Origin of the sequence: Euzebya rosea (genome assembly GCF_003073135.1) — a bacterium.
Lineage (GTDB): Bacteria > Actinomycetota > Nitriliruptoria > Euzebyales > Euzebyaceae > Euzebya > Euzebya rosea.
Genome location: NZ_PGDQ01000009.1, coordinates 69,488 through 95,904, shown reverse-complemented (window position 1 = coordinate 95,904; position 26,417 = coordinate 69,488). Strand labels below are relative to the sequence as shown.

Sequence of the window (26,417 nt, the reverse complement as noted above, 5' to 3'; positions counted from 1 at the left end):
AATGACCCGAAGTGACCGGCCCATCCCTCTCCGCAGTCGTAGCTCACGCTGTGCAGCCTGCTCACGACCGACCGTCGGCGCCCACGGCGACTCGCGGGTGATCCGCCTACGGCGCGGACCCGCCGGGACACGGAGCGACGGTCAGCATGCCGCCGTCGGCCATCGCTTCGTTGCCGCGCGTGTCCGCCGCGGTCACGGTCACGGCGGCGGTCCCGGGGGTGTCGAAGGGGCCGACGACACCCACGAACTGCCCGGGACTGGTGGGGTCGGGCCGCAGCTCGACCTGGGACTGCCGGCCTGCGCCCGGGCCGTCGACGGTCAGCACGACCCGGTCGATGCCCGACTCGTCCCGTACGGTCACCGCGACCTCGGAGGAGTCCAGCCCGCAGCCCTGCTGGATCAGCAGCCGGGTGCCGAACTGGACCTCCTGCAGCTCCGGTGGCCGGTCCACGGCCGTGGTGAGGCTGACCTCGCGGACGGTGCCCACCGCCGTCTCGATGCGAAGGACACCCTCGTGGTCGCCCTCGGGCATGTCCGCGACCCTGGTGACGACGACCTGCACCGTCGAGCCGGGTCCGATGGTGCCGCGATCGGGCACGACCTCGGCCCACTCCGGCCGGCTGGTCAGCTGCCACTCCAGCGGTGCGGCACCGCCGTTGCCGAGCTGGGCGGTGCCCCCGCCCTCGGAGACGACGACGGGGTCTGCCGGGACCAGCAGCTCGCCACGGTCGGCGGCGACGGTGGTGTCCGCGGAGGGTTCGGCGTCAGCCGCCTCCGGCACGGTCGGCACCCCGTCGGACGCCGCAGCGACGGCACCCGACGTCCCGTCGGTGATCGAGGGGGTCGGCGTCCGCGCCGAGCCGGCGGAGGCGATCGCCGGCGGGTTGGACCGGTCGGGCAGCGCGGGCACCGACTCGGTGGTCAGGGCGACGGGTTCGTCGACCTCGTCCCCGAACAGGGCGCGGGCCAGGATGCCGGCCACGACGAGGGCGATGGCCGCGCCGAGCGCGACGCTCAGGACCAACGGCACCCGGCGGTGCGGCCGCGTGTCGCCCACGGGGGTGGCGACATCCGCTGCTGGCGCGATCGGGACGGGCCCGCGGTGATCGGTGGCCCGGCCGGTCGCCTCACCGACCGGGGCGGGGGCCGGGGGCAGGGGGATGGCGTGTTCGGGTGGGATCGTGGCGTCGTCGTCCGGTGACGTCCAGGCGATCGCCCGCTCCGGGGGAATGGTGGGATCGTCGTCGCGCGTGACCAGCGGGATCGCCGCCTCGGGCGGGATGGTGTCGTCCAGGTCGTCGGGATCGGCCACGGGGGCGGGCATCGCGAGGGCGTCGACCGCCTCGAGGCGCGTCCGGACGGCGTCGCGCAGCTGTGGCGGGGCGGGAACCAACGGCACGGCCTGCAGCAGCTGCAGCGGGTCGGGGGCCCCGGGCGGCATCGGGACGGCACCGGCGCTGGCCTGCGCGTGCTGCTGCGCGGTCACGATGCGGCGCACCCACGGCGAGTAGGTGCCGTCCCATTCCTCCTGGAGCTGCGCGAGCCCGGGCCACGAGGGGCCCACGCCGAGCAGGGAGAGCAGCGCGCCCACCTCCTCGTGTGCGCGTTCCAGCGCCCGGTCGAGCAGCCGGTCCGACGCCGCTTCCGACAACCCCATCGCGCCGGCCAGGTCGGCGCCGGTCAGGCCGTGGCGGAGGTGGAGGGTCATGAGCGCCTGGTCCCGCTCGCTGCAGGCCGCGAGCGCCTCCCACACCACGGCGCCCAGGTCGCCGGTCGTGTGGTCCTCGCGGATGTGCGGCAGCTCGACGACGCGGTCCTCCGGGCTCAGCCGGCCGCGTGCCGCCAACCAGTCGAAGGCCTCGCCGCGGATCGTGGCGTACAGCCACATCCGCAGCTCCTGCGGGTCCGACGGATGCCCGGGCGCACGGGCGGCGACGACGACGTCGCGGACCAGCTCGGCGGCCGCACCGGGGTCCCGGGTGACGGCCACCACGAAGTCGTACAGCCGGTCGGCATGCCGGTCGTAGACCTGCAGGGCGCCTGCCGTCGGGGATGGTGGCGGGACCGGCGGCGGTGTCGGGTCAGTCGCATCGGGCGGTCCGGGCACCACCGGTCCGCCCTCGTGGGTCGACGCCACGACCTGCCGTCACACCTTCGTGGTCGTGGTGCCGGCGGTGCTGGAGTCGTCGACGATCTCGACGTCGAGCGTGAGGCTGTCGTTCAGCCCGAGCACCCGCACCTTGGTCCCGGTCCGGACCTTGCCGGCACCCTGCGGCGCACGGGCGCGCCACAGCGCACCACCGACGAAGATGTGGCCCTCGGGGCCCAGCGCCGAGCGGACGATGCCGACCTTGCCCTCCACGGCCTTCGCCCCGAGCAGCGCCTGGTTGCCCTGCGCCCTGAGGACCGAGGTCATCATCATGATGAAGAAGACGGCTGCGGAGATGGTGCCGACGACGATCAGCCAGGTCGGCGGTGCCAGCTGCGGGATCGCCCACATCCTGATCGATCCGGCACCCAGCGCGAGGGTGCCGACGGCGCTCGGCCACGACAGCCCGGCGATCGCCAGGTCGTAGGCGAGCAGCAGGAGTCCGACGACGGCGACCACCGCCCACAACGGGTGGATGGGCAGGACGGCGACGGAGTAGACGCCCAGCGCGAGGACACCGATCGCGGAGAACCCGGACACGCCGAAGCCCGGCTGGAACACCTCGAAGAAGAGGGTCAGCGCACCGGCCAGCAGCAGCAGGTAGGCCAGCGTGGGGCTCGACGCGGTGTGGAGGATGCGCTGCACCAGGTCGAGGTTCACGAACCGCACGTTGGCGGTCACGGGGTCGACGTCGAGCACGACGTCACCGGCGGCGGTGGTGACCTCCAGCCCACCGAGCGCCGCCAGGACCTGCTGGATGGTCGGGGCGACGATGTCGGCGATGCCGGTCTCGACCAGCGCTGACTCGTCCAGCGTGCGCACGACCGCGGGGTCGGTGCCCTCGGGCAGTTCGGTCCCGTCGGCGATCGGGGCGCCGGTCTCGCCGTCGGGGACCGCGATCACGGCGGCACCGCTCTCGGCGGCGTCCACGAGGAACCCGGCGTCGCGACCGCGCGCGTCGGCGAGGACCTCGAGGTCCGCGGCGACCTCGCCGACCGTCAGCGCCCCGGGGTCCCCCAGGTCGGCCGGGTGGGCCGCGCCGTAGATGCTGGTCGGGGCGAGCGCCAGGACGTGGGCAGCTGCGGCGACGCGCACGCCCGCACCCGTGGCACGGGCACCCGCAGTACCGACGTAGACCACGACGGGCACGTCGGAGGACTCGATGGTGTCGACCAGCCGGTCGATGTCACCGCCGAGGGCCCCGTCGGTGTCCAGGCGGACGACGACGGCCTGTGCGGCGTCGAGGTTCGCTTGCTCGATCGTGCCGATCACGAAGTCGGTCAGCGGACCGTCGAGCACGCCCACCGCCTCGACGACGTCGACGGTGGAAGAGGGTTGGGCTTGGGCGCTCGCGGGGGCGGCCAGCGCGGCGAGAAGGCCGACAAGCAGCAGCACTCCGCCCGCGATTCGGTGAAGGGCCATCCCGGAGAGTGTAGGCGGTCGACCCACGACGGCCCCAACGGGGGCCGTTCGCGGCGTCGGCGGTCGTGGAGGGGGATGTGCAGCCTCGGGTGATCGGGGTAATAGTGACCCCGTGGACGCCTCACAGCTGTTGTCGCGCCGCCTGCTGCTGGTCACCGGCAAGGGGGGCGTCGGCAAGTCGACCCTCGCTGCGTCGCTGGCCCTCGCTGGCTCGCGCCTGGGACGCCGTACCTGCTTGGTCGAGGTGGAGGGGCGCCAGGCCTTCTCCTCCATCTTCTCCACCGCACCATGGGACTTCGAGGAACGCGAGTTCCGTCCCAACCTGTACGGGCTGTCGATCGACCCCGAGGCGTCGCTGACGGAGTACCTGTCGATGTTCTACGGGGCCCAGCGCATCACCAAGCTGGTCGCGAAGACCCCCGCCGTGGAGTTCGCGACCCAAGCCGCCCCCGGGATCAAGGACGTCCTGCTGATCGGCAAGGTCAAGGAGATCGAGCGCCGGCGTCGCCCCGATGGGCAGTTCGCCTACGACCTGATCATCCTCGACGCACCTCCGACCGGCCGGATCGTGAACTTCCTGGCGGCCCCCGACGCCACCACCGAGCTGGTCAACGTCGGCCCCGTGCGCCAGCAGGCCCAGACCGTGATCGACATGCTGACCGACACGTCCCGCACCGCGGTGTTGCTGACCACGCTGCTGGAGGAGATGCCCGTCACCGAGACGGCCGAGTCGATCCGCGACCTCACCCAGCTGGGCGTCCCCCTCGGCCCGGTCCTGATCAACCGCGCGGTCCAGCCCGCCATGGACGAGGCCGCGCTCAAGCAGCTGCCCACCATGGACGCAGGCACCGTGCAGCGCGTGCTGGGCGACCTGGGCGTCGACGATGTCGAGACCTCGACCGCCGAGGAGCTGCTCGACACCGGGCGTGCCCACATCGGCCGCCTCGACCTGGCCGACCGCATGCGCCAGCGCGTGGCCGACGAGATCGACCTGCCGTCGCTGGAGCTGCCGTTCGTGGCCGACGCCACGCGCCCCGAGGAGATCGTGACCGCCATCGCCGCCACCCTGGAGGATCGGCTGTGACGACCCTGGACCGTGCCCGCGAACGCGACCTCGCCGAGGTCGTCGCCGAACGCCACATCATCGTCTGCACCGGCTCCGGCGGGGTCGGCAAGACCACGACCGCTGCCACCCTTGCCGTCGCCGCCGCCCGGCAGGGGCGTCGCACGATCGTGGTCACCATCGACCCGGCGCGCCGCCTGGCCCAGTCGATGGGCCTCGATGCCCTCGACAACACCCCGCGCGCCGTCGACGCTGTCCCCAACCTCGACGCGATGATGCTGGACATGAAGCGGACCTTCGACGAGGTCATCGACCGGCACGCCGACGATCCCTCACGGGCCGCCCGCATCAAGTCCAACCGCTTCTACCAGCAGATCTCCGGCCAGCTCGCGGGTACGCAGGAGTACATGGCGATGGAGAAGCTGTTCGACCTGCACTCCACCGGCCGCTACGACTGCATCGTGGTCGACACGCCGCCGACCCGAAACGCCCTGGACTTCCTCGATGCCCCCAAGCGGTTGACGGACTTCCTCGACGGCAAGTTCCTGAAGATGTTCCTGTCCCCCGGGCTGACCGCCACCAAGACCATCGGGCGGATGGCGGCCTTCGGGACCGGGCTGTTCATGAAGGCGGCGGGACGGATCACTGGTGCCGGTGTGCTGGACGACCTCGCGGAGTTCTTCCAGTCCTTCGAGGGCATGTACGAGGGGTTCAAGAACCGTGCGCAGCTGGTCCACGAGCTGCTGTCGTCCGGTGACGCGGCGTTCGTGGTCGTCTCCTCCGGCGAACCGACCGCCCTGCGCGAGGCGCGGTACTTCGTCCAGCGCCTGGCCAAGGAGGGAATGCCGCTGGCGGGCCTGGTCCTCAACCGCGTGACCCCGGCCCTGCCCGAGGACCTCGCGGCCCTGGCCGCCCGAGTCGGCGAGGACGACCGGACGCGGTTGCTGGCCGGTGACGACGACCAGCGGGCCGTGGCCGGCATGCTGGGCCTGCTCGACCGGTCCGCGCAGGTGCACGCGCGCCAGCAGCGCAACATCGAGTCAGGCCTGCACGGCCTGGATCCGCGCACGCTGGTCGAGGTGCCGGAGATGCCGTCGGACGTGCACGACCTCGAGGGCCTCGACGCGATCGGTGCGCACCTGGTCCGGGGCTAGGCCGGCCACGGCCTTCCGGGGGACGCCTTCCGGGGGACATCGTCCCGCCGGGCGAGCCGGGGGCGCGACGGGCAGGTGAGCGGCGCTCGGGACCACCGTATCCTCGCGTACGGACGGACACGGTCGACCGGTCGACCCCGGTGCGCCCCTCACCCCGTGTCCCCAGTCGCCCCACTCCCATGGCCACCACCACTCCCGCCGCGGAACCCCGCGACCCCCACATCCTCCTCCGCCTGCTGCTGGCGATCGTCCTGGTCCCGCTGCTGATCATCGGCGCGGGGACCGCGATGGGCGCAGGCATCGCGCCGCTGGTCCAGCCCGTCGCGGACTTCACCCACCGCGTCGACTCCGAGGTGCTGGACTTCCCGCCCCTCGGCGACATCATCGACGGCTACGTCGCCGACGAACGATCGGTCGTGCTGGACGCCAACGGCAACGAGCTGGCGATCCTGCGGTCGGTGAACCGCGTCAACGTGAGCATCGAGGAGATCCCGGCCCACGTGCAGAACGCGGTCCTGGCCACGGAGGACCAGACCTTCCGCGAGCACACCGGCGTCAACTGGCGCGCGATCTCTCGTGCAGCGCTGGGCAACCTGCGGTCCGGCGACATCGAGTCCGGTGCGTCCACCATCACCCAGCAGCTGATCAAGAACCTGACCGGTGAGGCCGAGACGACCATCGAGCGCAAGCTGCGCGAGGCCGTCTACGCCATCGAGCTGGAGCAGAACGCCACCAAGGACGAGATCCTCGAGATCTACATGAACGAGGCCTACCTCGCCAACGGCGTGTACGGCTTCGGCACAGCGGCGGAGTACTACTTCTCCAAGGAGATCGGGCAGCTGGACGTCGGCGAGGCCGCCATGCTCGCCGGGATGCTGCGCGCCCCCAACGCCAACGACCCGCTGGCGAACCCGCGCAACGCCCTGGACCGCCGCAACATCGTCATCAACCAGATGGCCGAGGCCGGCTTCATCACCGAGCTGGAGGCCCTCGGGTTCGTCGTCGACGCACCCGACACCGCCACCGACGAGCAGCTGGTCCGCACACTCGGGCTCAACATCTCCGAGATCGAGGAAGCGTCCGAGCCGTTCTTCGTCAACTACATCCGCACGTTGCTGCGGGACATCCCGGAGCTGGGCGTCGACGCCGAGGCGCGCGAGCGGGCGGTGCTGAACAACGGCCTGACGATCCGCACCACGATCGACCCGCTGATGCAGGACATCGCCCAGAACGCGATCACCGACGTCCTGTCGGACCCCGACGGGCCGCAGGCAGCCCTGACGTCGGTGGACCCGGACACCGGGCGGATCATCGCCATCGGCTTCGGCCCCAAGGAGTTCGGGTCGGGGCCCGGCCAGACCGAGGTGCTGCCCGCCGTGCCGGGCGTCGGGTCCTCCTTCGGCCGCCAGCCGGGATCGTCGTTCAAGGCCTTCGAGATCGTCGCGGCGCTGGAAGCAGGCGTCACGCCGACCTACACCATCAACACCCCCTCGCCGTACGTGCCGAACAAGTACTGCGCCAACTCGGGCTGGCGGCCGGGCAACTACTCCGACGGCGGCGGCGGGTCGATGAACATGGCCCGGGCCACGGCCATCTCCTCCAACGTCTACTTCGCCCATCTCGTCGACGAGTTCACCGGGCCCGAGGGCCTGGCCGACACGGCGACCCGCATGGGCATCGTCAACACCGACCTCTTCGACCCGCCGGGTCCGGCCAACGCGCCGATCTGCGCGGCAGTGCTCGGGGCCAGCGAGGTCTACCCGCTCGACATGGCCAGCGCCTTCGGGACCATGGCCGCCGGCGGCCTGCACTGCGAGCCCTACGCGATCACCGAGATCCTCGACCGCGACGGCAACGTCATCTACGAGGGCGGCACCGACAACTGCACCCAGGCGATCGAGCCCGACATCGCCAACGCGGCCACGTCGCTGCTGCGCGGCCCCATCGAGAACGGCACCGCAAGCCGCCACGGCCAGATCGGCCGTCCCGCGGCCGGCAAGACCGGGACGACGCAGGACTGGAAGGACGCGTGGTTCGTCGGCTTCATCCCCCAGGCCTCGACCGCAGTGTGGGTGGGCAACGAGATCCCCTCGACCATGGTCGACAACCGCTGCGGCCGGGTGACCGGCGGCTGCCTGCCGACGATGATCTGGGGCAACTACATGCGCGAGCTGATCGCCGCCATGGACTGGCCGGTCGAGGACTTCCCGCCGCCGCCCCGGTTCCCCAGCTCCGTCGTCCCCTCGGTCATCGGGATGACCGAGTCCCAGGCCATCGCGGCCCTCGCCGCCGAGGAGTACGTCGGCCAGGCCACCACCGTCACCGACTGGCGTCCGGCGGGGACCGTGGTCGAGCAGAACCCGCCGGGCGGGTCCGAGGCCCCGAAGGGCACGACGATCGTGCTCGGCGTGTCCGACGGCACGGGTGAGCGACCGGAGGTGCCCAACGTCGTGGGCCTGTCCATGGCTGAGGCGATCGCCCTTCTGGAGGGCCTCGGCATCGACGTCGTGGTCAGCGAGGTACCGGTCGACGATCCGGAGCTGATCGGCTTCGTCGTCGGACAGCGTCCCGAGGGCGGGTCGCTGGTGCTCGCGGTCCCCGACAGCAATCCGGGCACCCCCGACATCGGGCAGGTCATCATCGAGGTCGGCCGCGAGCGGACCGAGGACGACCCGCCGCCGGCGTCGGAGACCCCCACACCCGACCCCTCGGCGACCCCGACGGGGGCGCCGTCCGACGGCGAGACCCCCGACCCCGGCGAGACCGACGAACCCGTCGGTCGTCCCGGCGAGGGCCCCGACGAACCGACCGAGCAGCCGACCGGCCAGCCCAACCCCGCCCCGACCGACGACGGCGGCGGCGGTGGCGGTGGCGGCGGTGATGGGGGCGGCGGCGGCAACGGCGGCGAGAACCCGCCCGAACCCGCGCCGGCGGGCCGACCGGGTGGCGACTCGAGCGACGACGGGTGATCGGCACCGTCGGCAAGGGGGTGGCGCTGGCGGGCGCCGCCGCGCTCGCCTGGGGCGCGGGGGTCGAACGGCGCTGGTACGCCACCCGCCACGAGACCCTCCCCCTCCTCCGGGGTGAGGGGCGGATGCGGATCCTGTTCTTCGCCGACCTGCACATCGCCCCCGGCCAGGGCCACCGGCTCGACCACGTCCGCCGGGTGGCCGAGCAGGTCCAGCCCGACCTGCTGGTCAGCGGCGGGGACAACCTCGAGCACCCCGACGCCATCCGCCCGGTGGTCGCCCTGCACGAGCAGCTCCGCGAGGTGACCGGCGCGCCCGGGCTGGCCGTGCTCGGTGCGCACGACCGGTACGGCCCGCGGCGGGGGAACCCGGCCGCCTACCTGTGGCAGCCGTCGGAGGGGCCGCGCGGCGAGGCGCTCGACACCCACGCGCTGGTCAAGGGGATGGAGGACAGCGGCTGGCAGGTCCTCTGCAACGACACCTCGACGGTGAAGACCCCCGCCGGGGTCGTCGAGGTGGCGGGCGTCGACGACCCGCACATCGAGCGCGACGACCTGTCGATCATCCGCCCGGCGGGGTCGGTGGAGGACCCGGTGCTGCGCCTCGGCCTGACCCACGCGCCATATCTGCGGGTGCTGCACGGCTACGACCGCGCGGGCTTCGACCTGGCGCTGGCCGGCCACACCCACGGCGGCCAGCTGTGCATCCCGTGGTGGGGCGCCCTGGTCAGCAACTCCGACCTGCCGCCGTCACAGGCCAAGGGGACGTCGCTGATCGGCACGGACCTCCACCTGCACGTCTCGGCGGGCCTGGGCCACTCCGTGTACTACCCCGTCCGCTTCGCCTGCCGCCCCGAGCTGACCGTCCTCGACCTCGTAGGCCGCTAGCCCCCTCCTCCCCCGGGGTGCATGGCGGTTCGTCGTCCTCCCGCTCGGCGCGATCGGGGCCTGCGTCGCGCATGGGCGACGAAGCCGCAGATCGTGGAGGACGGGGGACTCGCCGATCGTGCCCGACGTCGTGTGGGGACGACGGAGCCCCCGATCGTGCCGATCGAGGGGCGGTCTCGTCGACCCGTCGAGTGACCCGGCCGACGGGACGCCTCCCGTGTTGGCCGAGCGGCGGTGGGGCCGGTATGCTCTTCGTTCCCGCGACGGCCGTTTCCCGATGTGCCGCCGCAACGGGATGTAGCGCAGTTTGGCAGCGCGCCACGTTCGGGACGTGGAGGTCCAGGGTTCAAATCCCTGCATCCCGACTGGGACCACTCGCTTCGCTCGGGTGGTCCTTCGGCCTATCGGCCTCGGACGTCCCAGTCGGGCGAGCCCGACGTGTGACCCGCTCCGCTCGGGGCGTTCGGGCCACGCAGGCCAGGCCAGCACCACTCGCTTCGCTCGGGTGGTCCTTCGGCCTATCGGCCTCGGACGTCCCAGTCGGGCGAGCCCGACGTGTGACCCGCTCCGCTCGGGGCGTTCGGGCCACGCAGGCCAAGGACGGGCCCCGTCGATCTGCGCTGCGTCGATCAGGCCAAGCAGACCAATCCGCCGCCGCTGCCGGTGTTGGGTGGGCACGGGGAGGGTATGGCTGTGCGGCCGCCGTCAGCGGGCGGTGTCCGGACGTCCTGACCGAAACGAGCGCGATGCCGACCGAACCCGGCCCACACCGTGGCAGCCCGCCGTCCGGCCTCGCCGTGGTCATCCCTGCCAGGGACGAGTCGGCCCTGATCGAGTCGTGCCTGCGTTCGGTGGCCCGCAGCCTGACGCACACCGACATCCACGCGGGAGTGGTGGTCGTTGACGACCACTCCACCGACGACACCGCCCGCCGCGCCCTCGACCTGGCCGACGAGATCGGCCTGCACCTCGTCGTGGTCGAGCCCGACGCGCCGACCATCGGCGCCGTCCGCCACCGGGGCGCCCTGGCCGCCATCGCCGCCTTCGACCTGGACGGCGACGCCTGGCTGCTGAGCACCGACGCCGACACCCTGGTCCCCGAGTCGTGGGTCCGTGACTACGTCGCCCACGCCCGCGAGGGGTTCGACGCCGTCACGGGGGTGGTCGACCTTCGGACCGACGTCGACGTCCCGACGTTCCTCGACGACTGGCGCCGCGGCTACGCCGACACCCTGTCCGTCGACGACCACCCGCACGTGCACGCCGCCAACCTCGGCGTTCGGGTGCAGGCCTACCTGTCGTGCGGCGGTTTCCCTCCCGTCGCCAGGGCCGAGGACATCGCCCTGTGGAAGCGGCTCCGCGAGACCGGTGCGCGCGTGGGTGCCGACCCCCGGCTGGTCGTCGCCACGTCGGGTCGGCTCGACGCCCGGATCGCCCGGGGGTTCGGGGCGGCGATCCACCGGCTGCACGCCCTGCCGGCGCTCCCGACGTCATGACCGTGCATCCGCTCGGCTACTTCGAGGGCATGTACGCCGATGACCCCGACCCATGGGGCTTCGACGACCGTCCCTACGAGCGACGCAAGCAGGACCTGACCATCGCCGCGCTGCCCGCCGGGCGGCGGTTCGCCCGCGCGATCGAACCCGGCTGCGCCAACGGCACCCTCACCGCACGGTTGCTCGAGGTGTGCGACGAGGTGATCGCCTTCGACCCGATCGCGAGCTGTGTCCAGCGAGCAGGCGACCGCCTGAAGGGCACGAACGCCACCGTGCGGCAGGGCCTGCTGCCCGAGGAGTGGCCGGGCACGACCGCCGACCTCGTGGTGCTCAGCGAGGTCGCCTACTACCTCGACACCGACGCCCAGCGCGACCTCGACGAGCGGATGGCGCGGTCGATGAGCGACGACGCGATCCTGATCGCCGTCCACTGGACCGGCCCCACGAACTACCCGCGCACGGGTGAGGAGGTCCACGCGCACCTCGACGCCCTGCCGTGGCTGGACCGGCTGACGTCGCTGGTCGACCAGCGGTTCGTCCTCGACGTGTGGCAGGTCCGGCGATGACCGGCTGGGCGCTCCACCGAGACGCCGCACCCACGTGGGATCCGCCCGAGGGGCCGGTGGTCGTGGTCGCACCCCACCCCGACGACGAGACCCTCGGCGCCGGAGGGTTGCTCGCCCTGACGAGGGACCGCGCCACCGTGCTGGCCGTCACCGACGGTGGCAGCGCCTACCCGGGACACGTCGACCACGACGTGCTGGCCGCACGACGACGCGAGGAGCAGCGCAGCGCGCTCGCCACGCTCGGCGTGGACCCCGACCGTCTCCACCGCCTGGGCATCACCGACGGTGCCGTGCCCGCCCACGAGGACGAGGTCACCGAGGCCATCCTCGACCTCACCCCGGAGGGCGCCACCGTCGTCGCGCCGTGGATCCACGACCACCACAGCGACCACATCGCCTGCGGGCGTGCCGCCGTCCGCGCCGTGGCCCTGCGGCCCGACCTGGACCTGCGCGCCTGGCTGTTCTGGGCCTACCACCACACCGCGGTCGAGCGGCTGGCCCCGGACACCCTGGTCGCCCTGGACCTCGACGAGGACGTCCGACGCCGCAAGGAACGGGCCATCGACGCCCATGCCTCGCAGCTGACCGGCCCCCACGGCGTGGCCCCGATCCTGGACCGCGACCTCCTCGGCCCCGCCCTCACCTCCCGCGAGTGCTTCGTGACCCGATCCGACCGGTGACCCCATGACCACGACCGACCCGATGACGCACGAGACGATCACGGACCTCGTCCGGGCCGCCGTCCGCCATCCGCGGTTCGACGACATCCGCACCGGCGATCCCGTCGACCAGCTGGACCACCTCATCGCCCTGGCCCGCCATGGCTCGGTGTCGGTTGCACGGCTGGTGGAGGCCCACCTCGACGCCGTCCTGATCCTGGGGGAGGCGGGGCTGGACCCACGGCCGGGTGCGCTCTACGGCGTGTGGGCATCGCGTGGCGAGGTGGAGCGGCACGGTGGGAGGATCAGCGGCCCGAAGCCGTTCTGCTCGGGCCTCGGGGTGGTGGACCGAGCCCTCGTCAGCGGAACCGACGCGGCTGGCGGCCCACAGCTCCTCCTCGACGTCGCCGTGGACGACCAGCTGCCGGGGGTCGAGCACGTCCACGGCCCCTGGACGACAGAGGCGTTGGCGGACACCGCCACGGGGACCTGCCGGTTCACCGACCATCCCGTGGACGCCGAGGTCGGACCGCCCGGCTGGTACCTCTCCCGCCCCGGCTTCTGGGCCGGGGCGCTGCGGCCGGCAGCCTGCTGGGCCGGTGCCGCGCTGGGACTGGTCGACCGGGCCGTCGCGATGGGCACCGACGCCGGCGCCCACAGGCTGGCCCACGTCGGCGCCCTCCACGCCGCCGGAGAGGCGATGGTCGCGGTCCTGCACCGCGCCGCGTCACTGCCGGACGGGCCGGGGCAGCTCGACGCGCTGGCGGCCCGCCACACCGTCGAACGGCTCGCGACGGAGGTGCTGGATCGGGTCGGCCGAGCGTTCGGCCCCCGCCCCTTCGTCGGCGACGCCGCGTTCGCGCAGCGGGCGGCCGACCTGCACCTCTACCTGCGCCAGAGCCATGCGGAGGGAGACCTGGAGGCCGTGGGTCGGGAGGTGGTCCAGCGGGCCACCACGAAGCCGGCCGCACAGGACCCGGGCACGTGACCGCGGCCGCCCGGTGACCCCGACGGCCGCCGTGTGCGCACGTGTGGCTACAGGTCGTTGAGGTCGCAGTACAGGGCGGCCTGCGAGGGGATGTCGGTCACGGCACCGCGGCCGGCGTTCAGCCGGTTCAGCAGTGACATCGGCGCCGGTCGCCCGTTGCGGGCCGCGCCGATCACCGCCCGGGCGATCGCCAGCGACTCGGCGGTGGCCAGATCGGCCGCCAGGGCCTCCTCAACCGACGACGACCCATCTGGGCGGTCCCCCTGACCGGGTTCCACGACCTCCCACGTGTTCATCATCCCGTGGTCCTCGTGCTCCAGCATGTGGCAGTGCATCATGTACGGGCCGAGGTGGTCGGTGAACGTCGAGCCGACCAGGACGACCTCGCCGGGGTCGATCCGGAACGTCTCCTTCAGCCCCTGCTCGTGCACCGGTGCGGGATCGCCGTTGCGCTGCAGCACCACCCAGTCCACGTCGTGGATGTGGATGAAGTGGGTCTGCTGGGTGGTGTTGGCCAGCAACCACGTCTCGCGGGAGCCGAGCTCGGGCCGGGCATCGACGCGATCGTGGTCGAACGCACGGCCGTTGATCGTCCACGCCGCACGGCCGGCCTCGTCGGCACCCACACCGAAGACCCACACGCGGTCCGGCACCGTGGCCAGGCCGTCGGCCCAGCTCGGCAGCGCCCGCAACGCCTGGCCGTGGTCGATCACCGCGGACGTGTCGGGATCCTCGGGGTCGACCGGGCCGACCCGGAACTCCACGAACTCCGCCGGGGTGGGGCCGTTGTAGAAGGGCACGGCACCCTGGGCGGACGCCGACCCGGGGCCCGATGCGAGGACCAGCCGCTGCCCCTCCATGCCCGTGAAGTCGATGATGACCTCAGCACGTTCGGCCGGGCCGAGCAGGATGTCGTCGCGCTCGACCGCTGCCGGCAGCAGGCCGGCCTCGGCCGCGATCTGCACCATGGGGACGGTCCCGTTCGGGCCGGTGACGGAGAAGTTGTAGACCTGCCAGTTGGCGGCGTTCATCAGTCGCAGCCGGTACCGACGCGCCTGCACGTCGGCGTAGGGCTGCAGCACCCCGTTGACGAGGAACAGCGGCCCGAGGGACGCCTGCTCGTCACCCGACAGCGGGTACCGACCGGTCCCCCCGACGGGTGCGGCGTCCAGCGCGGTGGCGTCCTCGCGACCCGGGGCGGTGAAGCGGTCGAGCAGCTGGTTGTCCGCGTCGACGTCGCGGTTGGTGCACATCAGCACCAGGTCCCGGTCGCCGTCGGGCAGGCCGAGCGCGGCCTCGACGTCGTCGTCGATGATGAACATGCCCTGGAGGCCGAACCAGTTGTTGCGACCGGTCCGGAAGTGGGAGTGGTCGTGGTACCACTGCGTGGCTGCCCGCTCGCCCTCGCCGTCCTCCATCAGCTCGTAGACGTAGGTCCGGGTCGCGCCGGGCAGCACCGGGTCCTGCACGGGGCCGCCGTCGTGCTCGGCCGCCTGGTGGCCGCCGTGGTGGTGGACGGTGATGTCGCCGACCTCGGTCGGCAGGTCGTTGGTGACGGTGACGGTCGTCCGCTCGCCGGAGGGACGCCGGATCGTCGGGGCGGGCCACGTGCCGCCGAAGGTCCACATGGTCGTGGTGCGGCCGGGCAGCAGCTGCACCTGGGCCTCGCGGGCCACCAGCGACACGTCGGCGTCGGTGATGACCGGCGGCTGGCGGAGCGGGGTGGTGAACGGCGCCGGCAGCTCGGCGGCGTCGATCGCCCCGGCGACGCCCGAGGCGGCGACGCTGGACACCCCGAGGACGCCCGTCAGGACACCCGCACGGGCCAGCAGCCCGGTGCCGGCCAGCGCGCCAGCACCGGCGGTCGACGTCCTCAGCAGATCACGGCGGTTGAACCTGGGGATCACGGCAGTACCTCACAGTCGGCTCGGACCGCCGCGATGCACCACGACCGGTCCTTTCCTCCTGAATTCGCCGTTCACGCAACGAACTCCTGCTGGCATCCCCGAGAATCTCCGAAGGGAACGCCGCGACGCCGGTTGCGCCGTCGACCGGCCTACCCGAACAGGGACTCGGCGACCGCCCGGATCCGGGCCATGGGTGCGGGGTCGTGGGCGATCGGTGCCAGCTCCTCCCCCGACTGCGTCTTCCAGCGGGCCGCGATCGCGAGGGGGTCGGCCTGCTCCAGCGCCGCTGTGGCCTGGACCGCTGCGCCGAGCGCGACGAGCTCGTCGGCGGCCGGGACCAGCAGCCGACGTCCGGTCAGCTCGCCGATGACCCGCCGCCAGGCCGTGCCCTGTGCACCGCCCCCGATCAGCACCAGCGGGGCATCGGGGTCCAGTCCGCCGGACTGCTCGGCGATGGCGTCCATCGCGTCCACCAGCGAGGCGGCCGCACCCTGGTAGGCGGCGAGGAGGATCTCCCCCGGTTCGGTGTCGTGGCGCAGGCCGAGCATCGCCCCGCTGGCCTGGGGAAGGTTGGGGGTCCGCTCGCCGTCGAGGTAGGGCAACATCGTCACGGCGGTGCGGTCGGCCACGGCGTTGCGGTCGATCCCGAGCCACGTCGCGACACGGTCGACGGCCAGGGTGCAGTTGAGGGTGCAGGCCAGGGGGAGGAACCGGCCGGTCGCGTCGGCGAACCCGGACACGGTGCCCGAGGGATCACCCGGACGACGGTCGCTGACGGCGTACACGGTGCCGGAGGTGCCCAGGCTGAGCACGGGGACGCCCGGTTCGACGCCCAGCCCCATCGCCGCGGCCATGTTGTCGCCGGTCCCGGCACCCACGACGGCACCGACGGGCAGGCCCAGCGCCGAGGCGGCGGCGGACGTGATGGTGCCGACGACCTCGGTTGGGCCGGCCACGCGGGGCAGCAACGAGGGGTCGAGGTCGACGGCGGGCAGGCCCAGCACGGCCGGGTCGTAGGCCTCGGTCGCCGTGGAGTACCAGCCGCTCCCCGAGGCATCGCCCCGGTCGGTCACGGCCTCGCCCGACATCCGGGTGGTCAACCAGTCGTGGGGCAGCCGCACCGACGCGGCGGCAGCGGCCACGTCCGGTTCGTTTGCCCGCAGCCACGCCCACTTGGTCACCGTGTACGCGGCGACCGGCACCGACCCCGGCCCGGCAGCCCACGCTTCGGGACCGCCGAGGGCGGCGGTCAGCGCCTCGGCCTGCGGGGCGGAGCGGGTGTCGTTCCACAACATCGACGGACGCAGCGGGGCGTCGTCGGCGTCGCTGACGACCAGGCCGTGCTGCTGCCCACCGACGGCGATCGCTGCGACGTCACCGGCCCGGCCGGTCTGCTCCAGCGCCTGCGCCAGGGCGTCCCACCAGACCGTGGGGTGGGTTTCCCGGGCTCCGTCGGTCCCGGTCACGGTGTGCGTGGCGCGGCCCGACGCCACCGTCCTGCCGGTCTCGGTGTCGATGACGAGCGCCTTGGTCGCCTGGGTCGAGCAGTCCACTCCCACAACAAGTGCCATGTCTGCGCATCCTAGCCGAGAGCCCGCATTTGTGTTCATCGTGCAAGAATTCTGGGACCCGAAGGAGGATTTGTCGGTTCGACGTCGAAACCCTCGTCCACGCACGTGTGGAGACCATCCACGCTGGGCGATGACCAACGCGAGGAGCCGACATGACCACCACCCTCCGCCGACCATCCAGGACACGGACGCGTGCCGTTCCCCTGCTGGCCACCACCCTCCTGGTCCTGCTGGGGTTGCTGCTGACCGGCAGCGGGACCGCCTCCGCCCAGTTCGTCGTCCCGCCGTTCATCGGCGCCGACGACATCGAGCTGCAGGTGCTCACCGAGGACACCCAGGACCCGACCGCGATCGACGTCGCAGCCGACGGTCGCGTGGTGTTCGTCGAACGCAAGGGTGCCGTCAAGGTCATCCTGCCCTCGGGTGACGTCGTCACGGCCGGTCGCCTGCCCACGGCCGCCAACGAGTGCACCGACTGTCCCGACGACCTCAACGAGGGTGGCCTGCACGGCCTGCTGCTGTCCCCGGACTTCGCCGAGGACAACCGCATCTACCTGTACTACTCCGTCCCCGGATCCCAGGGCACCGCCCCCACCCCGCCCAAGCATCCCGATGCCGGCGGCACCCAGGCGCTGGAGGGCATCAACCGTCTGTCGTCGTTCGTGCTCGGGGACGACAACGTCCTGGACCTCGACTCCGAGGAGGTCGTCTTCGAGAACGCCGTGGAGTGGCTGGAGTGCTGCCACTACGGCGGCGACCTCGACCTGATGCCCGACGGCACCCTCGTCATCTCCAACGCCGACGACACCAACCCGTTCGAGTCCAGCGGCTACGCGCCCATCGACGAACGACGCAACCCCGGTGACGTCCTCGACCGCGCCACCCACCGCGAGGCGTTCGACGCCCAGCGGACCTCGGCGAACAAGGCCGACCGTCGCGGCAAGGTCCTGCGGATCAACCTCGACGGATCGATCCCCGACGGGTCGGTCCCCGGTGTCGTCGCCAACCCGTTCGTCGGCGACCCCGACGCCGACCCGGCGGTCTGGGCGATGGGCTTCCGGTCGGACTACCGGATCGCCGTGCACCAGCAGACCGGCACGGTCTACGTCGGCAACGTCGGACCCGACGCCAGCAGCGCCAACGCCCAGCGCGGCCCTGCCGGCCACGACGAGCTGGACGTGGTCCCCCCGGGTGGCGGCACCAACCACGGGTGGCCCTACTGCATCGCCGACAACCAGCCCTACATCGACTACGACTTCGCGACCGGCACGAGCGGCGAGCCGTTCGACTGCTCCGGCTACACCCCGCCGGCGCTGTACTACTCCCCCACCCTGTCCCTGGAGTGGCCGCAGCTGCGGGCGGGCGGCAGGACGTCCATGACCGGTGTCGTCTACGACTACGCCGGTGATGGCGCGCTGGCCCTGCCGGACCGGTTGCAGCAGAAGCTGCTGTGGTTCGAGTGGAGCCGCAACATGATCTTCTCCATCCCCGTGGAGGAGGACGGTTCGCTGGACACCTTCGTCACCTCGGTCCAGCACGAGTCCGCCCTGTCCCCACGCCATCCCCACGACGCCGCCATCGGCCCGGACGGCGCGGTGTACCTCGTGGAGTACGGCACCGGCTTCTGGAACAACGGCAACTCCCGGATCAGCCGGATCGCCTGCAGCGGCTGCCAGCCCGAGGCGCTGTCGGCGCCCACGCAGTACGTCGTCGGTTCGACCGCCGACGCCCCGGTTCCGGCCGCCGCCGACCGGACGCCGCTGGCCGCCTCCAGCGCCCTGGTCGTCGTGGCCGGGATCGCCCTCGGCCTTCGTCGCCGGCAGGTCCAGCGATGACGCCCCGACAGTCCGTCGAGACCCGGACGGGCAGTGGCACCCGGACGGGCAGCGGCAGCCGCTGGCTGCTGCTCGCCCTGGCCGTGTGCCTGGCCGTCCTCAGCAGCGCGGCGGGCCCGGTCGCCGCCGACTCCGAAACCCCGCACCTGTGGGTGTTCTCGCGCACCGACGGGTTCCGCCACGGGTCCATCGAGCACTCCCAGCAGGTCATCAGCGACCTGGCCGCGTCGACCGGCGCGTTCACCGTGGAGTTCTCCGAGGACACCGCGGACCTGACCGCTGACCTGCTGGAGCGAACCGACGCGATCCTGTTCGCCAACACCACCGGGGAACACCCCTTCTCCGAGGCGCAGAAGACGATGTTCGTGGACTGGCTGCTCGACGGCGGGGGCTTCATGGGCATCCACGCCGCGGCCGACACCAACTACCAGTGGCCCGAGTACCAGGAGCTCGTGGGCGCGGCCTTCGAGTCCCATCCCCACAACGGCAACCAGATGGGTGGCTTGCTGCTGGACCGGGCGACCGTCCAGGTCGAGGACACGACCCACCCGATCACCGCCGCATGGGAAGGGGCCGAGACCTTCCAGATGCGCGAGGAGTACTACCGGTGGCGGCAGAACCCCCGTGGGACCCAGGACGTGCACGTGCTGCTCAGCCTGGACGAGACCTCGACCTACACCGGCTTCGGGCGGCTGGGTGCGATCAGCCCGGCCTACGACGACGACCAGCCGCTGGAGTGGACCAAGTCGTTCCGCGGTGCCAACCGCGTCTGGTACACCAACCTCGGCCACTACGACGGGACCTTCGACGATGCCCGGTGGCAGACCCATTTCGTGGCCGCGCTGGAATGGGTGACCACCTCCGACGGGTGATCACCCCCGGGGGCGGCCGAGGAGCTTGCCCTCGGTGACCGACACAGACCCCGCCCGCCGCCACACCATCCGGTGGTGGCGTTGGGGCGGGGCCGACCTGGCCCTGCCGGACCTCGAGGGCATGCCCCACCGGCAGGGCCGGCGCGTGCCGCGCTCGGTCCTCGTCGCGGCGTCGCTGGTGGTCCTCGCCACCGCAGGAGTCGCGCCGGCCCCGTGGTCGGTGACCACGCCCGGACGGCTGGTCGACGTCGACGCCGCCGTCGACGTCCGCACCGACGGGGATGCGGCTGGCCTGCACGGACGCATCGTGGTTCCCCTCGTTGATCCACGGCCGACGCTGCTGGCGACCGCCGTGGCCGTCCTCAGGCCCGACCAGCGGGTCGCCCGCGCGCCCGTCGACCGTGTCCGCGGCCTCGATCCGGTCGCATCGGCGTTGCTCGTGGGCCGCGGGGTGGCGCCGGGGCGGGGTGATCCCGACGCGCTCGGCCTCGTCGCCCACATCGCCCCCGACGGCGTCGCCCCGACCCAGCTCGGGGTGCTGCTGGCGATCGTGGACATGGCCAACAGCGCCGACCTGACCGCCGGCCGCACGGTGCTGGCGATCGGGACGGTCGAAGCCGACGGGTCCGTCAGCTGTCCGCCCGGCGTCGAGGCAACGCTGGGAGCAGCCGACGCACCGGACGTCCCCATGGGGATGCCGCTCGACCCGGACCTGCTGATCGTCCCCGCGGAGTGCCCGGTCGGGGACGACGTCCATGGGCGCATGGCCGTCCTGGAGGTGTGGACGCTGGAGGAGGCGGTCGCCGGACTGCCGGGGGCATCGTGAGGCGAGCCCATGGACAGGGTCCGGCCACGCCGGTCCCGGCGCGGGGCCGCAGATCAGATGGTGCCGAAGAAGGGGGTGCACTTTTGTTCACAGTGCGCCTATATTGGGTGCCAGCCCGCCGCGAGAGGTGTTCCTCGGGGCGACCAGCCCGAGCACGAGGAGGTGGGGCATGGCGATCGAGGTGCAGGCCTACCGCACGCTGCTGACCCCGCCCGCACACGCCACGGAACGTGAGGCCGCCGTCACGGGCGCCACCATCCCGCGACGCGCGAACCTGATCTCCACGATGGCCCTCCTGCACCTGCGGGGGGCCCAGTCGCGGTCCGAGCTCGTCGCCGGCCTCAACCTCAGCCGATCCGGCATCGGCAGCCTCATCGGCGAGCTCGTCGATCGTGGCATCGCCGAGGACGCCGGCGTGGACCGCCAGCCCTCGCCCGGCCGACCGTCCCTCGTCGTGCGCCTCAACGCCCACCGTGCCGTCGCCCTCGCCGTCGAGATCGGGCCCGGTGAGGTCGCCGTCGCAAGCGTCGGGCTCGGCGGGGTCCTCTTCGACCTCGTCCGCCAGCCCATGCCCGAACGCGCCGCCGTGCCGGACGTGGTCGAGGCCGTCCGCGTCCTGGTCGACGACCAGCTGGACCGCCTTCCGACCGACGCCAACCCCGTCGGGGTCGGCGTGGCCGTCGCCGGCCTGGTCAACAACGACGGGCTCCTGCTGCACGCGCCGAACCTCGGCTGGGGCCACACCGACCTGCGGTCGGTCCTGCGCACCGCCCTTCCCTCGGGCCTGACCGTGACCGTGGGCAACGAGTCCACGCTCGCCACGATCGGGGAGTACCTGCGCGGCAGCCTCCGCGGCGTCGACAACGGCCTGCTGATCAGCGGCAACGCCGGTGTCGGTGGCGGGGCCGTGGTCAACGGCCGGCTGCTCTGGGGCGCCAACGGACTGGCGGCCGAGGTCGGCCACATGAAGGTGCAGCCCGGCGGGGCCGTCTGCGGCTGCGGTGGGCGGGGCTGCTGGGAGACCGTCATCGGCCTGCCCGCCATCCTGCGCGCCAGCGGCCTGACCGACCTCCCCGATGACACCGACCCCATCGAGGCGCTGGCCGCCGGTGCGGCGGCCGGCGACGCCGAGGTCCTGGCTGCGCTGGACGACGCCGGCCGCTGGGTCGCCACCGGACTCGGCAACCTCCTCAACGTCCTCAACCCGACGCGGATCGTCTTCGGCGGCCGCCTCGGCCGCCTCCTGCCGCACCTGCGGACGACCGTGGAGGAGGAGATGGCACGCCAGGCACTGCTCGGCCCGCTCGCGGAATGCGACATCGTCGAGCCGGACCTCGGCAAGGACGCCACGCTCATCGGCGCCAGCGAGCAGGTGCTGTGGCACGTCCTGACCCACCCCGAGGACCTGCTCCTCGACGACGCCGCGTCCGCCTGACCCGACACGACCAGCCACCCCCCAGACCGACCGCCAGACCGACCGCCAGACCGACCATCATCCGACCGCCAGGAGCCAGCCATGCAAGAGTTCTTCTCCACCGTTCCGTCCCGCATCCCCTTCGAGGGGCTCGACAGCGACAACCCCCTCGCGTTCAAGGTCTACGACGCCGATCGCGTCGTCGCGGGACGGACGATGGCCGAGCACCTGCGGGTCGCCGTCTGCTACTGGCACTCCTTCAACTGGCCCGGCAGCGACGTGTTCGGCGGCGGCACCTTCGACCGCCCGTGGCTGGCCGACCCCACCTCCATGGATGCCGCCCGGACCAAGATGGACGCCGCCTTCGAGTTCATGGGCAAGCTCGGGATGCCGTTCTGGTGCTTCCACGACCGCGACATCGCCCCGGAGGGCGACACCTTCGCCGAGAGCGTCGCCAACCTCGAGTCGATGGTGGAGTACGCCGAGAAGAAGATGGCCGACACCGGCGTGCAGCTGCTGTGGGGCACCGCCAACGCCTTCAGCCACCCGCGCTTCGCCGCCGGCGCGGCGACCAACCCCGACCCCCGCGTCGTCGCGCACGCCGCCGCCCAGGTCAAGCACGCCATGGACGCCACCGTGCGCCTCGGTGGCCAGAACTACGTGCTGTGGGGCGGCCGCGAGGGGTACGAGACGCTGCTGAACACCGACCTGGGGCGTGAGGCCGAGCAGATGGCCCGCTTCCTGCACATGGTCGTGGACTACAAGAAGTCCATCGGGTTCGAGGGGACGCTGCTGATCGAGCCCAAGCCGCAGGAGCCCACCAAGCACCAGTACGACTACGACAGCCAGTCCGTCGCCGGTTTCCTGGCGCGCTACGACCTCGAGGGCGAGTTCAAGGTCAACATCGAGGTCAACCACGCCACCCTCGCCGGCCACAGCTTCCACCACGAGGTGGCATACGCCGTCGCCAACGGCGTCTTCGGCTCCATCGACGCCAACCGTGGTGACGACCAGAACGGCTGGGACACCGACCAGTTCCCCAACTCCGTCGACGAGCTGTCGCTGGCCATGTACGAGATCCTCAAGGGTGGCGGCTTCACCACCGGCGGCTTCAACTTCGACACCAAGCTGCGTCGCCAGTCCGTCGCCCGCGACGACCTGTTCCACGGCCACATCGGCGGCATCGACACCCTCGCCCGCTCGCTGCTGGTCGCCGAGGCCCTGATGGACTCCGGACAGCTGGCCGCTGCGGTCGAGGAGCGCTACGCCGGCTGGGACGGGGAGCTCGGCCGCGAGATCATGTCCGGTGCCACGCTGGCATCGCTCGCGGAGAAGGTCGCGGCCGACAACATCGACGCCGCCCCCACGTCCGGTCGGCAGGAGGCCCTGGAGAACGTCGTGAACCGGGCGATCTGGACCACCTCCTGATACCCCGCGCTGGCGTCGGACGGTAGGGTTTGGCTCCTCCCGCACCAAACCCGGAAGGACCTCCTCCGTGTCCGACGCCAGCATCACCCCAGCGCGCTACGACGCGGTCCTGTTCGACCTCGACGGCGTGCTCACCGACACCGCTGCGCTCCATGCCAAGGCGTGGAAGACGATGTTCGACGAGTTCCTGCGTCGCTACTCCCTGGCTCACGACCTGCCCTACCAGGCGTTCGAGATCGCCACGGACTACCGCAGCTACGTCGACGGTCGGCCCCGGTACGAGGGCGTCAGCGCCTTCCTGGAGTCCCGCCGGATCGTGCTGCCGCAGGGCAACATCGACGACCCGGCCGACGCCGACACCACCTACGGGCTCGGCAACCGCAAGAACGACATGGTCCAGGACCTGATCGACGCGGGGGTGGAGCCCTACGAGTCGTCGGTCCAGCTGGTCGACCGGCTGCTCGCGGACGGGATCAAGTGCGCGGTGGTGTCCTCCAGCCGCAACGCCCGGCGCGTCCTCGACGCCGCCGGCATCGCCGACCGGTTCGAGCTGGTCGTCGACGGCGAGGTGGCGCGGGAGCGCGAGCTGGCCGGCAAGCCGGCCCCCGACACCTTCCTCGAGGCCGCCACGCTGCTCGGGGTCGACCCCGAACGGACAGTGGTCGTCGAGGACGCCGTCGCCGGCGTCGAGGCCGGCAAGGGCGGCGGGTTCGGGCTGGTCATCGGGGTCGATCGGCTGGATCAGGCCGACGAACTGCGTGCCCACGGCGCCGACGTGGTCGTCGCCGATCTCGACGAGCTGCTGGCCTAGACCGGTGCTGCAGCGCGACATCGTCGGCCTGCCGACGTCGATCTACCCGCCCGACCCCTGGGCCCTGGTCGAGCAGGAGTTCACCCCCCGGTACCTGGCCGAGACCGAGTCGATCTTCGCCATCGGCAACGGGTTCATCGGCATGCGGGCGGTCCCGGAGGAGGGACGTCCCTACGTCGAACGTGGCGCCCTCATCAACGGGCTGCACGAGCAGTGGCCGATCCACCACCCCGAGCACGCCTTCGGGTTCGCCGAGGTCGGGCAGACCATCATCGCTGCCCCCGACCCACGGCGGTTCCACCTCTACGTCGACGACGAACCGCTGGACCTGCGGCACGGCGACATCCGCACCTACGTCCGCCGGCTGGACTTCCGCACCGGCCAGCTGACCCGCACCATCGAGTGGCGGCTGCCCACCGGCGTGCGTGTCCGGGTGACCTCCGCCGCGCTGACCTCGCTGGTGCAGCGCCACCTCGTGGCCGCCAGGTACGAGGTCGAGGTGCTGGACGGCAACGCCCACGTCGTCGTGTCCTCCCAGCTCCGCAACGTGCAGGAGGACGCCCGCAGCGACGACGGCGACCCCCGCAAGGCCAAGGGGTTCGACCACGAGGTCCTCGTCGGCGAGGGCGCCCGCGCCGATGGCCGCCGGTCGGTGCTGTCCTACCGCGTCGCCCAGTCGGGGATGACGATGGCCTGCGGGATCGACCACCTGGTCGACGGTGACGCGGTCGTCGACGAGCAGTGCACGGCCGACGCCAGCCTCGGCCGGCTCGTCGTCACCGCGGCCATGTCGTCCGGCCAGCGGTTGGGCATCACCAAGTTCGCGGCCTTCCACACCTCGGCGGTCAACCACGAGGGCATGCCGACGCACCCCCAGCGCCTCGCCGACCGCTGCGACCGCACCCTGGACCGGGCGATCGGGCGCGGCTGGGAGGAGATCGCCGCCGAGCAGGAGGCGTACCTCGAGCGGTTCTGGGACACCGCCGACGTCGACGTCCAGGGCAACCCGACGGTCTGCCAGGCCATCCGCTGGAGCCTGTTCCAGGTCTGCCAGGCCACCGCGAGGGCGGACAGTCGCGGCATCCCCGCGAAGGGGCTGACCGGCAGCGCCTACGAGGGCCACTACTTCTGGGACGCCGAGATCTACGTCCTGCCGTTCCTGATCTACACCAACCCCCTGCTGGCCCGCAACGCCCTGCGGTTCCGCCACGGGATGCTCGACGCCGCTCGACGGCGAGCCCGCCAGGTCAACCAGAAGGGCGCCCTGTTCCCGTGGCGCACGATCACCGGTGAGGAGGCGTCGGCCTTCTTCGAGGCGGGCACGGCCCAGTACCACATCAACGCCGACATCAGCCATGCGGTGATGAAGTACACCCAGGTCACCGGCGACGAGGACTTCCTGGCCGAGTGCGGCGCCGAGATGCTGGTGGAGACGGCACGCCTGTACGCCGACCTGGGCTTCTTCCGGCAGGGCGACGACGGCGAGACCTTCCACATCCACGGGGTCACCGGGCCCGACGAGTACACGACGGTCGTCGACGACAACGCCTACACCAACCTGATGGCCGCGGCGAACCTGCGGGATGCCGCGAGCACCGTGGAGTGGCTGCGCACCGACCGCCCCGAGGACCACGCACGGCTGCTGCGCCGGACCGACCTGCGCGACGAGGAGGTCCTCCACTGGCGGCGGGCGGCCGAGGCGATGTACGTGCCCTACGACGAGGACCTCGGCATCACCCCGCAGGACGCCCACTTCCTGGACCTGCAGCGCTGGGACTTCGAGGGCGTGCCCCGCGAGAAGTACCCGCTGCTGCTGCACTTCCACCCGCTGGTGATCTACCGCTACCAGGTGATCAAGCAGGCCGACGTCGTCCTTGCGATGTTCCTGCACGACGACTGGTTCGACCCCGAGCACCAGGCCCGCAACTTCGACTACTACGATCCGCTGACGACGGGTGACTCGTCGCTGTCGACGGCCATCCAGTCGATCGTTGCGGCCCGGATCGGCAACGATGCCAAGGCCATCGAGTACTTCCGCTACGGCGTGTTCATGGACCTGGCCAACGTGGCCGGCAACACCGGCGACGGCGTGCACATCGCGGCGGCCGGCGGGGTGTGGCTGAGCATCGTGCACGGCTTCGGTGGCCTGACCGACACCGGCGACCAGCCGGACTTCTGGCCCCGGCTGCCCTCCTCGTGGGACGGGCTGGCGTTCAACCTGACCGTCCGCGGCCAGCTGCTGCGCGTCGAGGTGTCGCGTCACGAGACCGTCTACACGCTGCGCGGCGACGAACCGATGGAGATCTGCCACCAGGGCGTCCCCACCGTGCTCCAGCCGGAGATGCCGACGGTCATGGAGCTGCACCCGACGCTGACCGTGCATCCCCAGGAGGACTGACC

At 72.1% G+C, this 26,417-nt stretch carries 19 protein-coding genes and 1 tRNA gene; 16 read left to right on the top strand and 4 right to left on the bottom strand.

Going from position 1 to position 26,417, the window contains the following annotated elements:
- Positions 1-106: 106 nt before the first annotated feature.
- Positions 107-2,137, bottom strand: a complete 2,031-nt coding sequence (locus tag CUC05_RS13645) for a sigma-70 family RNA polymerase sigma factor (protein ID WP_108666670.1) — start codon at positions 2,135-2,137, stop codon at positions 107-109.
- A 9-nt stretch (positions 2,138-2,146) separates the two neighbouring features.
- Positions 2,147-3,571 carry an NfeD family protein gene (locus tag CUC05_RS13640; protein ID WP_108666669.1) on the bottom strand — a complete coding sequence of 475 codons (1,425 nt, stop codon included), beginning with the start codon at positions 3,569-3,571 and terminating at the stop codon, positions 2,147-2,149.
- Positions 3,572-3,683: 112 nt separating this feature from the next.
- Here CUC05_RS13640 and CUC05_RS13635 point away from each other — a divergent pair, with 112 nt between their 5' ends.
- The 9 genes from CUC05_RS13635 to CUC05_RS13595 all read left to right on the top strand — a co-directional run bounded on the left by CUC05_RS13635 (position 3,684) and on the right by CUC05_RS13595 (position 13,353).
- The gene (locus CUC05_RS13635; RefSeq protein ID WP_108666668.1) at positions 3,684-4,655 is read left to right on the top strand and encodes an ArsA family ATPase; all 972 of its coding nucleotides are present in this window, start codon (positions 3,684-3,686) and stop codon (positions 4,653-4,655) included.
- Positions 4,652-5,788 (top strand): ArsA family ATPase, encoded by a 1,137-nt coding sequence (locus CUC05_RS13630; RefSeq protein ID WP_108666667.1) that lies wholly within the window; start codon positions 4,652-4,654, stop codon positions 5,786-5,788. The genes CUC05_RS13635 and CUC05_RS13630 overlap by 4 nt, the downstream gene beginning before the upstream one ends.
- A 179-nt stretch (positions 5,789-5,967) precedes the next feature.
- Complete coding sequence (locus CUC05_RS13625) at positions 5,968-8,757, top strand: transglycosylase domain-containing protein (RefSeq protein ID WP_108666666.1); 2,790 nt, start codon at positions 5,968-5,970, stop codon at positions 8,755-8,757.
- The gene (locus tag CUC05_RS13620; RefSeq protein ID WP_108666665.1) at positions 8,754-9,644 is read left to right on the top strand and encodes a metallophosphoesterase; all 891 of its coding nucleotides are present in this window, start codon (positions 8,754-8,756) and stop codon (positions 9,642-9,644) included. The genes CUC05_RS13625 and CUC05_RS13620 overlap by 4 nt, the downstream gene beginning before the upstream one ends.
- A 291-nt stretch (positions 9,645-9,935) precedes the next feature.
- Positions 9,936-10,009: transfer RNA gene (locus CUC05_RS13615), tRNA-Pro, on the top strand.
- A gap of 381 nt (positions 10,010-10,390) precedes the next feature.
- The gene (locus CUC05_RS13610; RefSeq protein ID WP_108666664.1) at positions 10,391-11,140 is read left to right on the top strand and encodes a glycosyltransferase family 2 protein; all 750 of its coding nucleotides are present in this window, start codon (positions 10,391-10,393) and stop codon (positions 11,138-11,140) included.
- Positions 11,137-11,706, top strand: a complete 570-nt coding sequence (locus CUC05_RS13605; protein WP_108666663.1) for an SAM-dependent methyltransferase — start codon at positions 11,137-11,139, stop codon at positions 11,704-11,706. Before CUC05_RS13610 ends, CUC05_RS13605 begins: the two co-directional genes overlap by 4 nt.
- A complete protein-coding gene (locus CUC05_RS13600; protein ID WP_157965539.1) occupies positions 11,703-12,386 on the top strand; it encodes a PIG-L deacetylase family protein in 684 nt (227 codons plus the stop codon). The genes CUC05_RS13605 and CUC05_RS13600 overlap by 4 nt, the downstream gene beginning before the upstream one ends.
- 4 nt (positions 12,387-12,390) lie before the next feature.
- Positions 12,391-13,353 carry an acyl-CoA dehydrogenase family protein gene (locus CUC05_RS13595; RefSeq protein WP_108666661.1) on the top strand — a complete coding sequence of 321 codons (963 nt, stop codon included), beginning with the start codon at positions 12,391-12,393 and terminating at the stop codon, positions 13,351-13,353.
- A 47-nt stretch (positions 13,354-13,400) separates the two neighbouring features.
- Here CUC05_RS13595 and CUC05_RS13590 read toward each other — a convergent pair whose 3' ends face one another.
- Together CUC05_RS13590 and xylB are read right to left on the bottom strand one after the other, a co-directional pair.
- The gene (locus CUC05_RS13590) at positions 13,401-15,260 is read right to left on the bottom strand and encodes a multicopper oxidase family protein (protein WP_108666660.1); all 1,860 of its coding nucleotides are present in this window, start codon (positions 15,258-15,260) and stop codon (positions 13,401-13,403) included.
- Between the two features lie 149 nt (positions 15,261-15,409).
- Positions 15,410-16,831, bottom strand: coding sequence for a xylulokinase (gene xylB, locus CUC05_RS13585; protein WP_205712326.1), 1,422 nt, complete (start codon positions 16,829-16,831; stop codon positions 15,410-15,412).
- Between the two features lie 152 nt (positions 16,832-16,983).
- Between xylB and CUC05_RS13580 the strand changes: the two genes are divergently transcribed.
- From CUC05_RS13580 to CUC05_RS13550, 7 genes are all read left to right on the top strand, one after another.
- Positions 16,984-18,666, top strand: coding sequence for a PQQ-dependent sugar dehydrogenase (locus CUC05_RS13580; RefSeq protein WP_108666658.1), 1,683 nt, complete (start codon positions 16,984-16,986; stop codon positions 18,664-18,666).
- Entirely contained in the window at positions 18,663-19,538 is an 876-nt protein-coding gene (locus CUC05_RS13575; RefSeq protein WP_108666657.1) for a ThuA domain-containing protein, read from the top strand. The genes CUC05_RS13580 and CUC05_RS13575 overlap by 4 nt, the downstream gene beginning before the upstream one ends.
- 34 nt (positions 19,539-19,572) lie before the next feature.
- Entirely contained in the window at positions 19,573-20,364 is a 792-nt protein-coding gene (locus CUC05_RS13570) for a hypothetical protein (RefSeq protein WP_108666656.1), read from the top strand.
- A gap of 169 nt (positions 20,365-20,533) precedes the next feature.
- Positions 20,534-21,799 (top strand): ROK family protein, encoded by a 1,266-nt coding sequence (locus CUC05_RS13565; RefSeq protein WP_157965538.1) that lies wholly within the window; start codon positions 20,534-20,536, stop codon positions 21,797-21,799.
- An 81-nt stretch (positions 21,800-21,880) separates the two neighbouring features.
- Positions 21,881-23,206: a xylose isomerase gene (gene xylA / locus CUC05_RS13560; protein WP_108666654.1), complete on the top strand. Its 1,326-nt coding sequence runs from the start codon at positions 21,881-21,883 to the stop codon at positions 23,204-23,206.
- Between the two features lie 67 nt (positions 23,207-23,273).
- A complete protein-coding gene (locus tag CUC05_RS13555; protein WP_205712325.1) occupies positions 23,274-24,017 on the top strand; it encodes an HAD family hydrolase in 744 nt (247 codons plus the stop codon).
- 4 nt (positions 24,018-24,021) lie between these two features.
- Positions 24,022-26,415 carry a glycoside hydrolase family 65 protein gene (locus tag CUC05_RS13550; protein ID WP_157965537.1) on the top strand — a complete coding sequence of 798 codons (2,394 nt, stop codon included), beginning with the start codon at positions 24,022-24,024 and terminating at the stop codon, positions 26,413-26,415.
- Positions 26,416-26,417 lie beyond the last annotated feature (2 nt).

Excerpts from the sequence above, each read along its gene's own strand:
- CUC05_RS13595 (WP_108666661.1), top strand. The coding sequence starts at position 12,391 with ATGACCACGACCGACCCGATGACGCACGAGACGATCACGGACCTCGTC.
- CUC05_RS13575 (WP_108666657.1), top strand. The coding sequence starts at position 18,663 with ATGACGCCCCGACAGTCCGTCGAGACCCGGACGGGCAGTGGCACCCGG.
- CUC05_RS13625 (WP_108666666.1), top strand. The coding sequence starts at position 5,968 with ATGGCCACCACCACTCCCGCCGCGGAACCCCGCGACCCCCACATCCTC.
- xylB (WP_205712326.1), bottom strand. The coding sequence starts at position 16,831 with ATGGCACTTGTTGTGGGAGTGGACTGCTCGACCCAGGCGACCAAGGCG.
- CUC05_RS13580 (WP_108666658.1), top strand. The coding sequence starts at position 16,984 with ATGACCACCACCCTCCGCCGACCATCCAGGACACGGACGCGTGCCGTT.
- CUC05_RS13600 (WP_157965539.1), top strand. The coding sequence starts at position 11,703 with ATGACCGGCTGGGCGCTCCACCGAGACGCCGCACCCACGTGGGATCCG.
- xylA (WP_108666654.1), top strand. The coding sequence starts at position 21,881 with ATGCAAGAGTTCTTCTCCACCGTTCCGTCCCGCATCCCCTTCGAGGGG.
- CUC05_RS13610 (WP_108666664.1), top strand. The coding sequence starts at position 10,391 with ATGCCGACCGAACCCGGCCCACACCGTGGCAGCCCGCCGTCCGGCCTC.
- CUC05_RS13605 (WP_108666663.1), top strand. The coding sequence starts at position 11,137 with ATGACCGTGCATCCGCTCGGCTACTTCGAGGGCATGTACGCCGATGAC.
- CUC05_RS13565 (WP_157965538.1), top strand. The coding sequence starts at position 20,534 with ATGGCGATCGAGGTGCAGGCCTACCGCACGCTGCTGACCCCGCCCGCA.
- CUC05_RS13640 (WP_108666669.1), bottom strand. The coding sequence starts at position 3,571 with ATGGCCCTTCACCGAATCGCGGGCGGAGTGCTGCTGCTTGTCGGCCTT.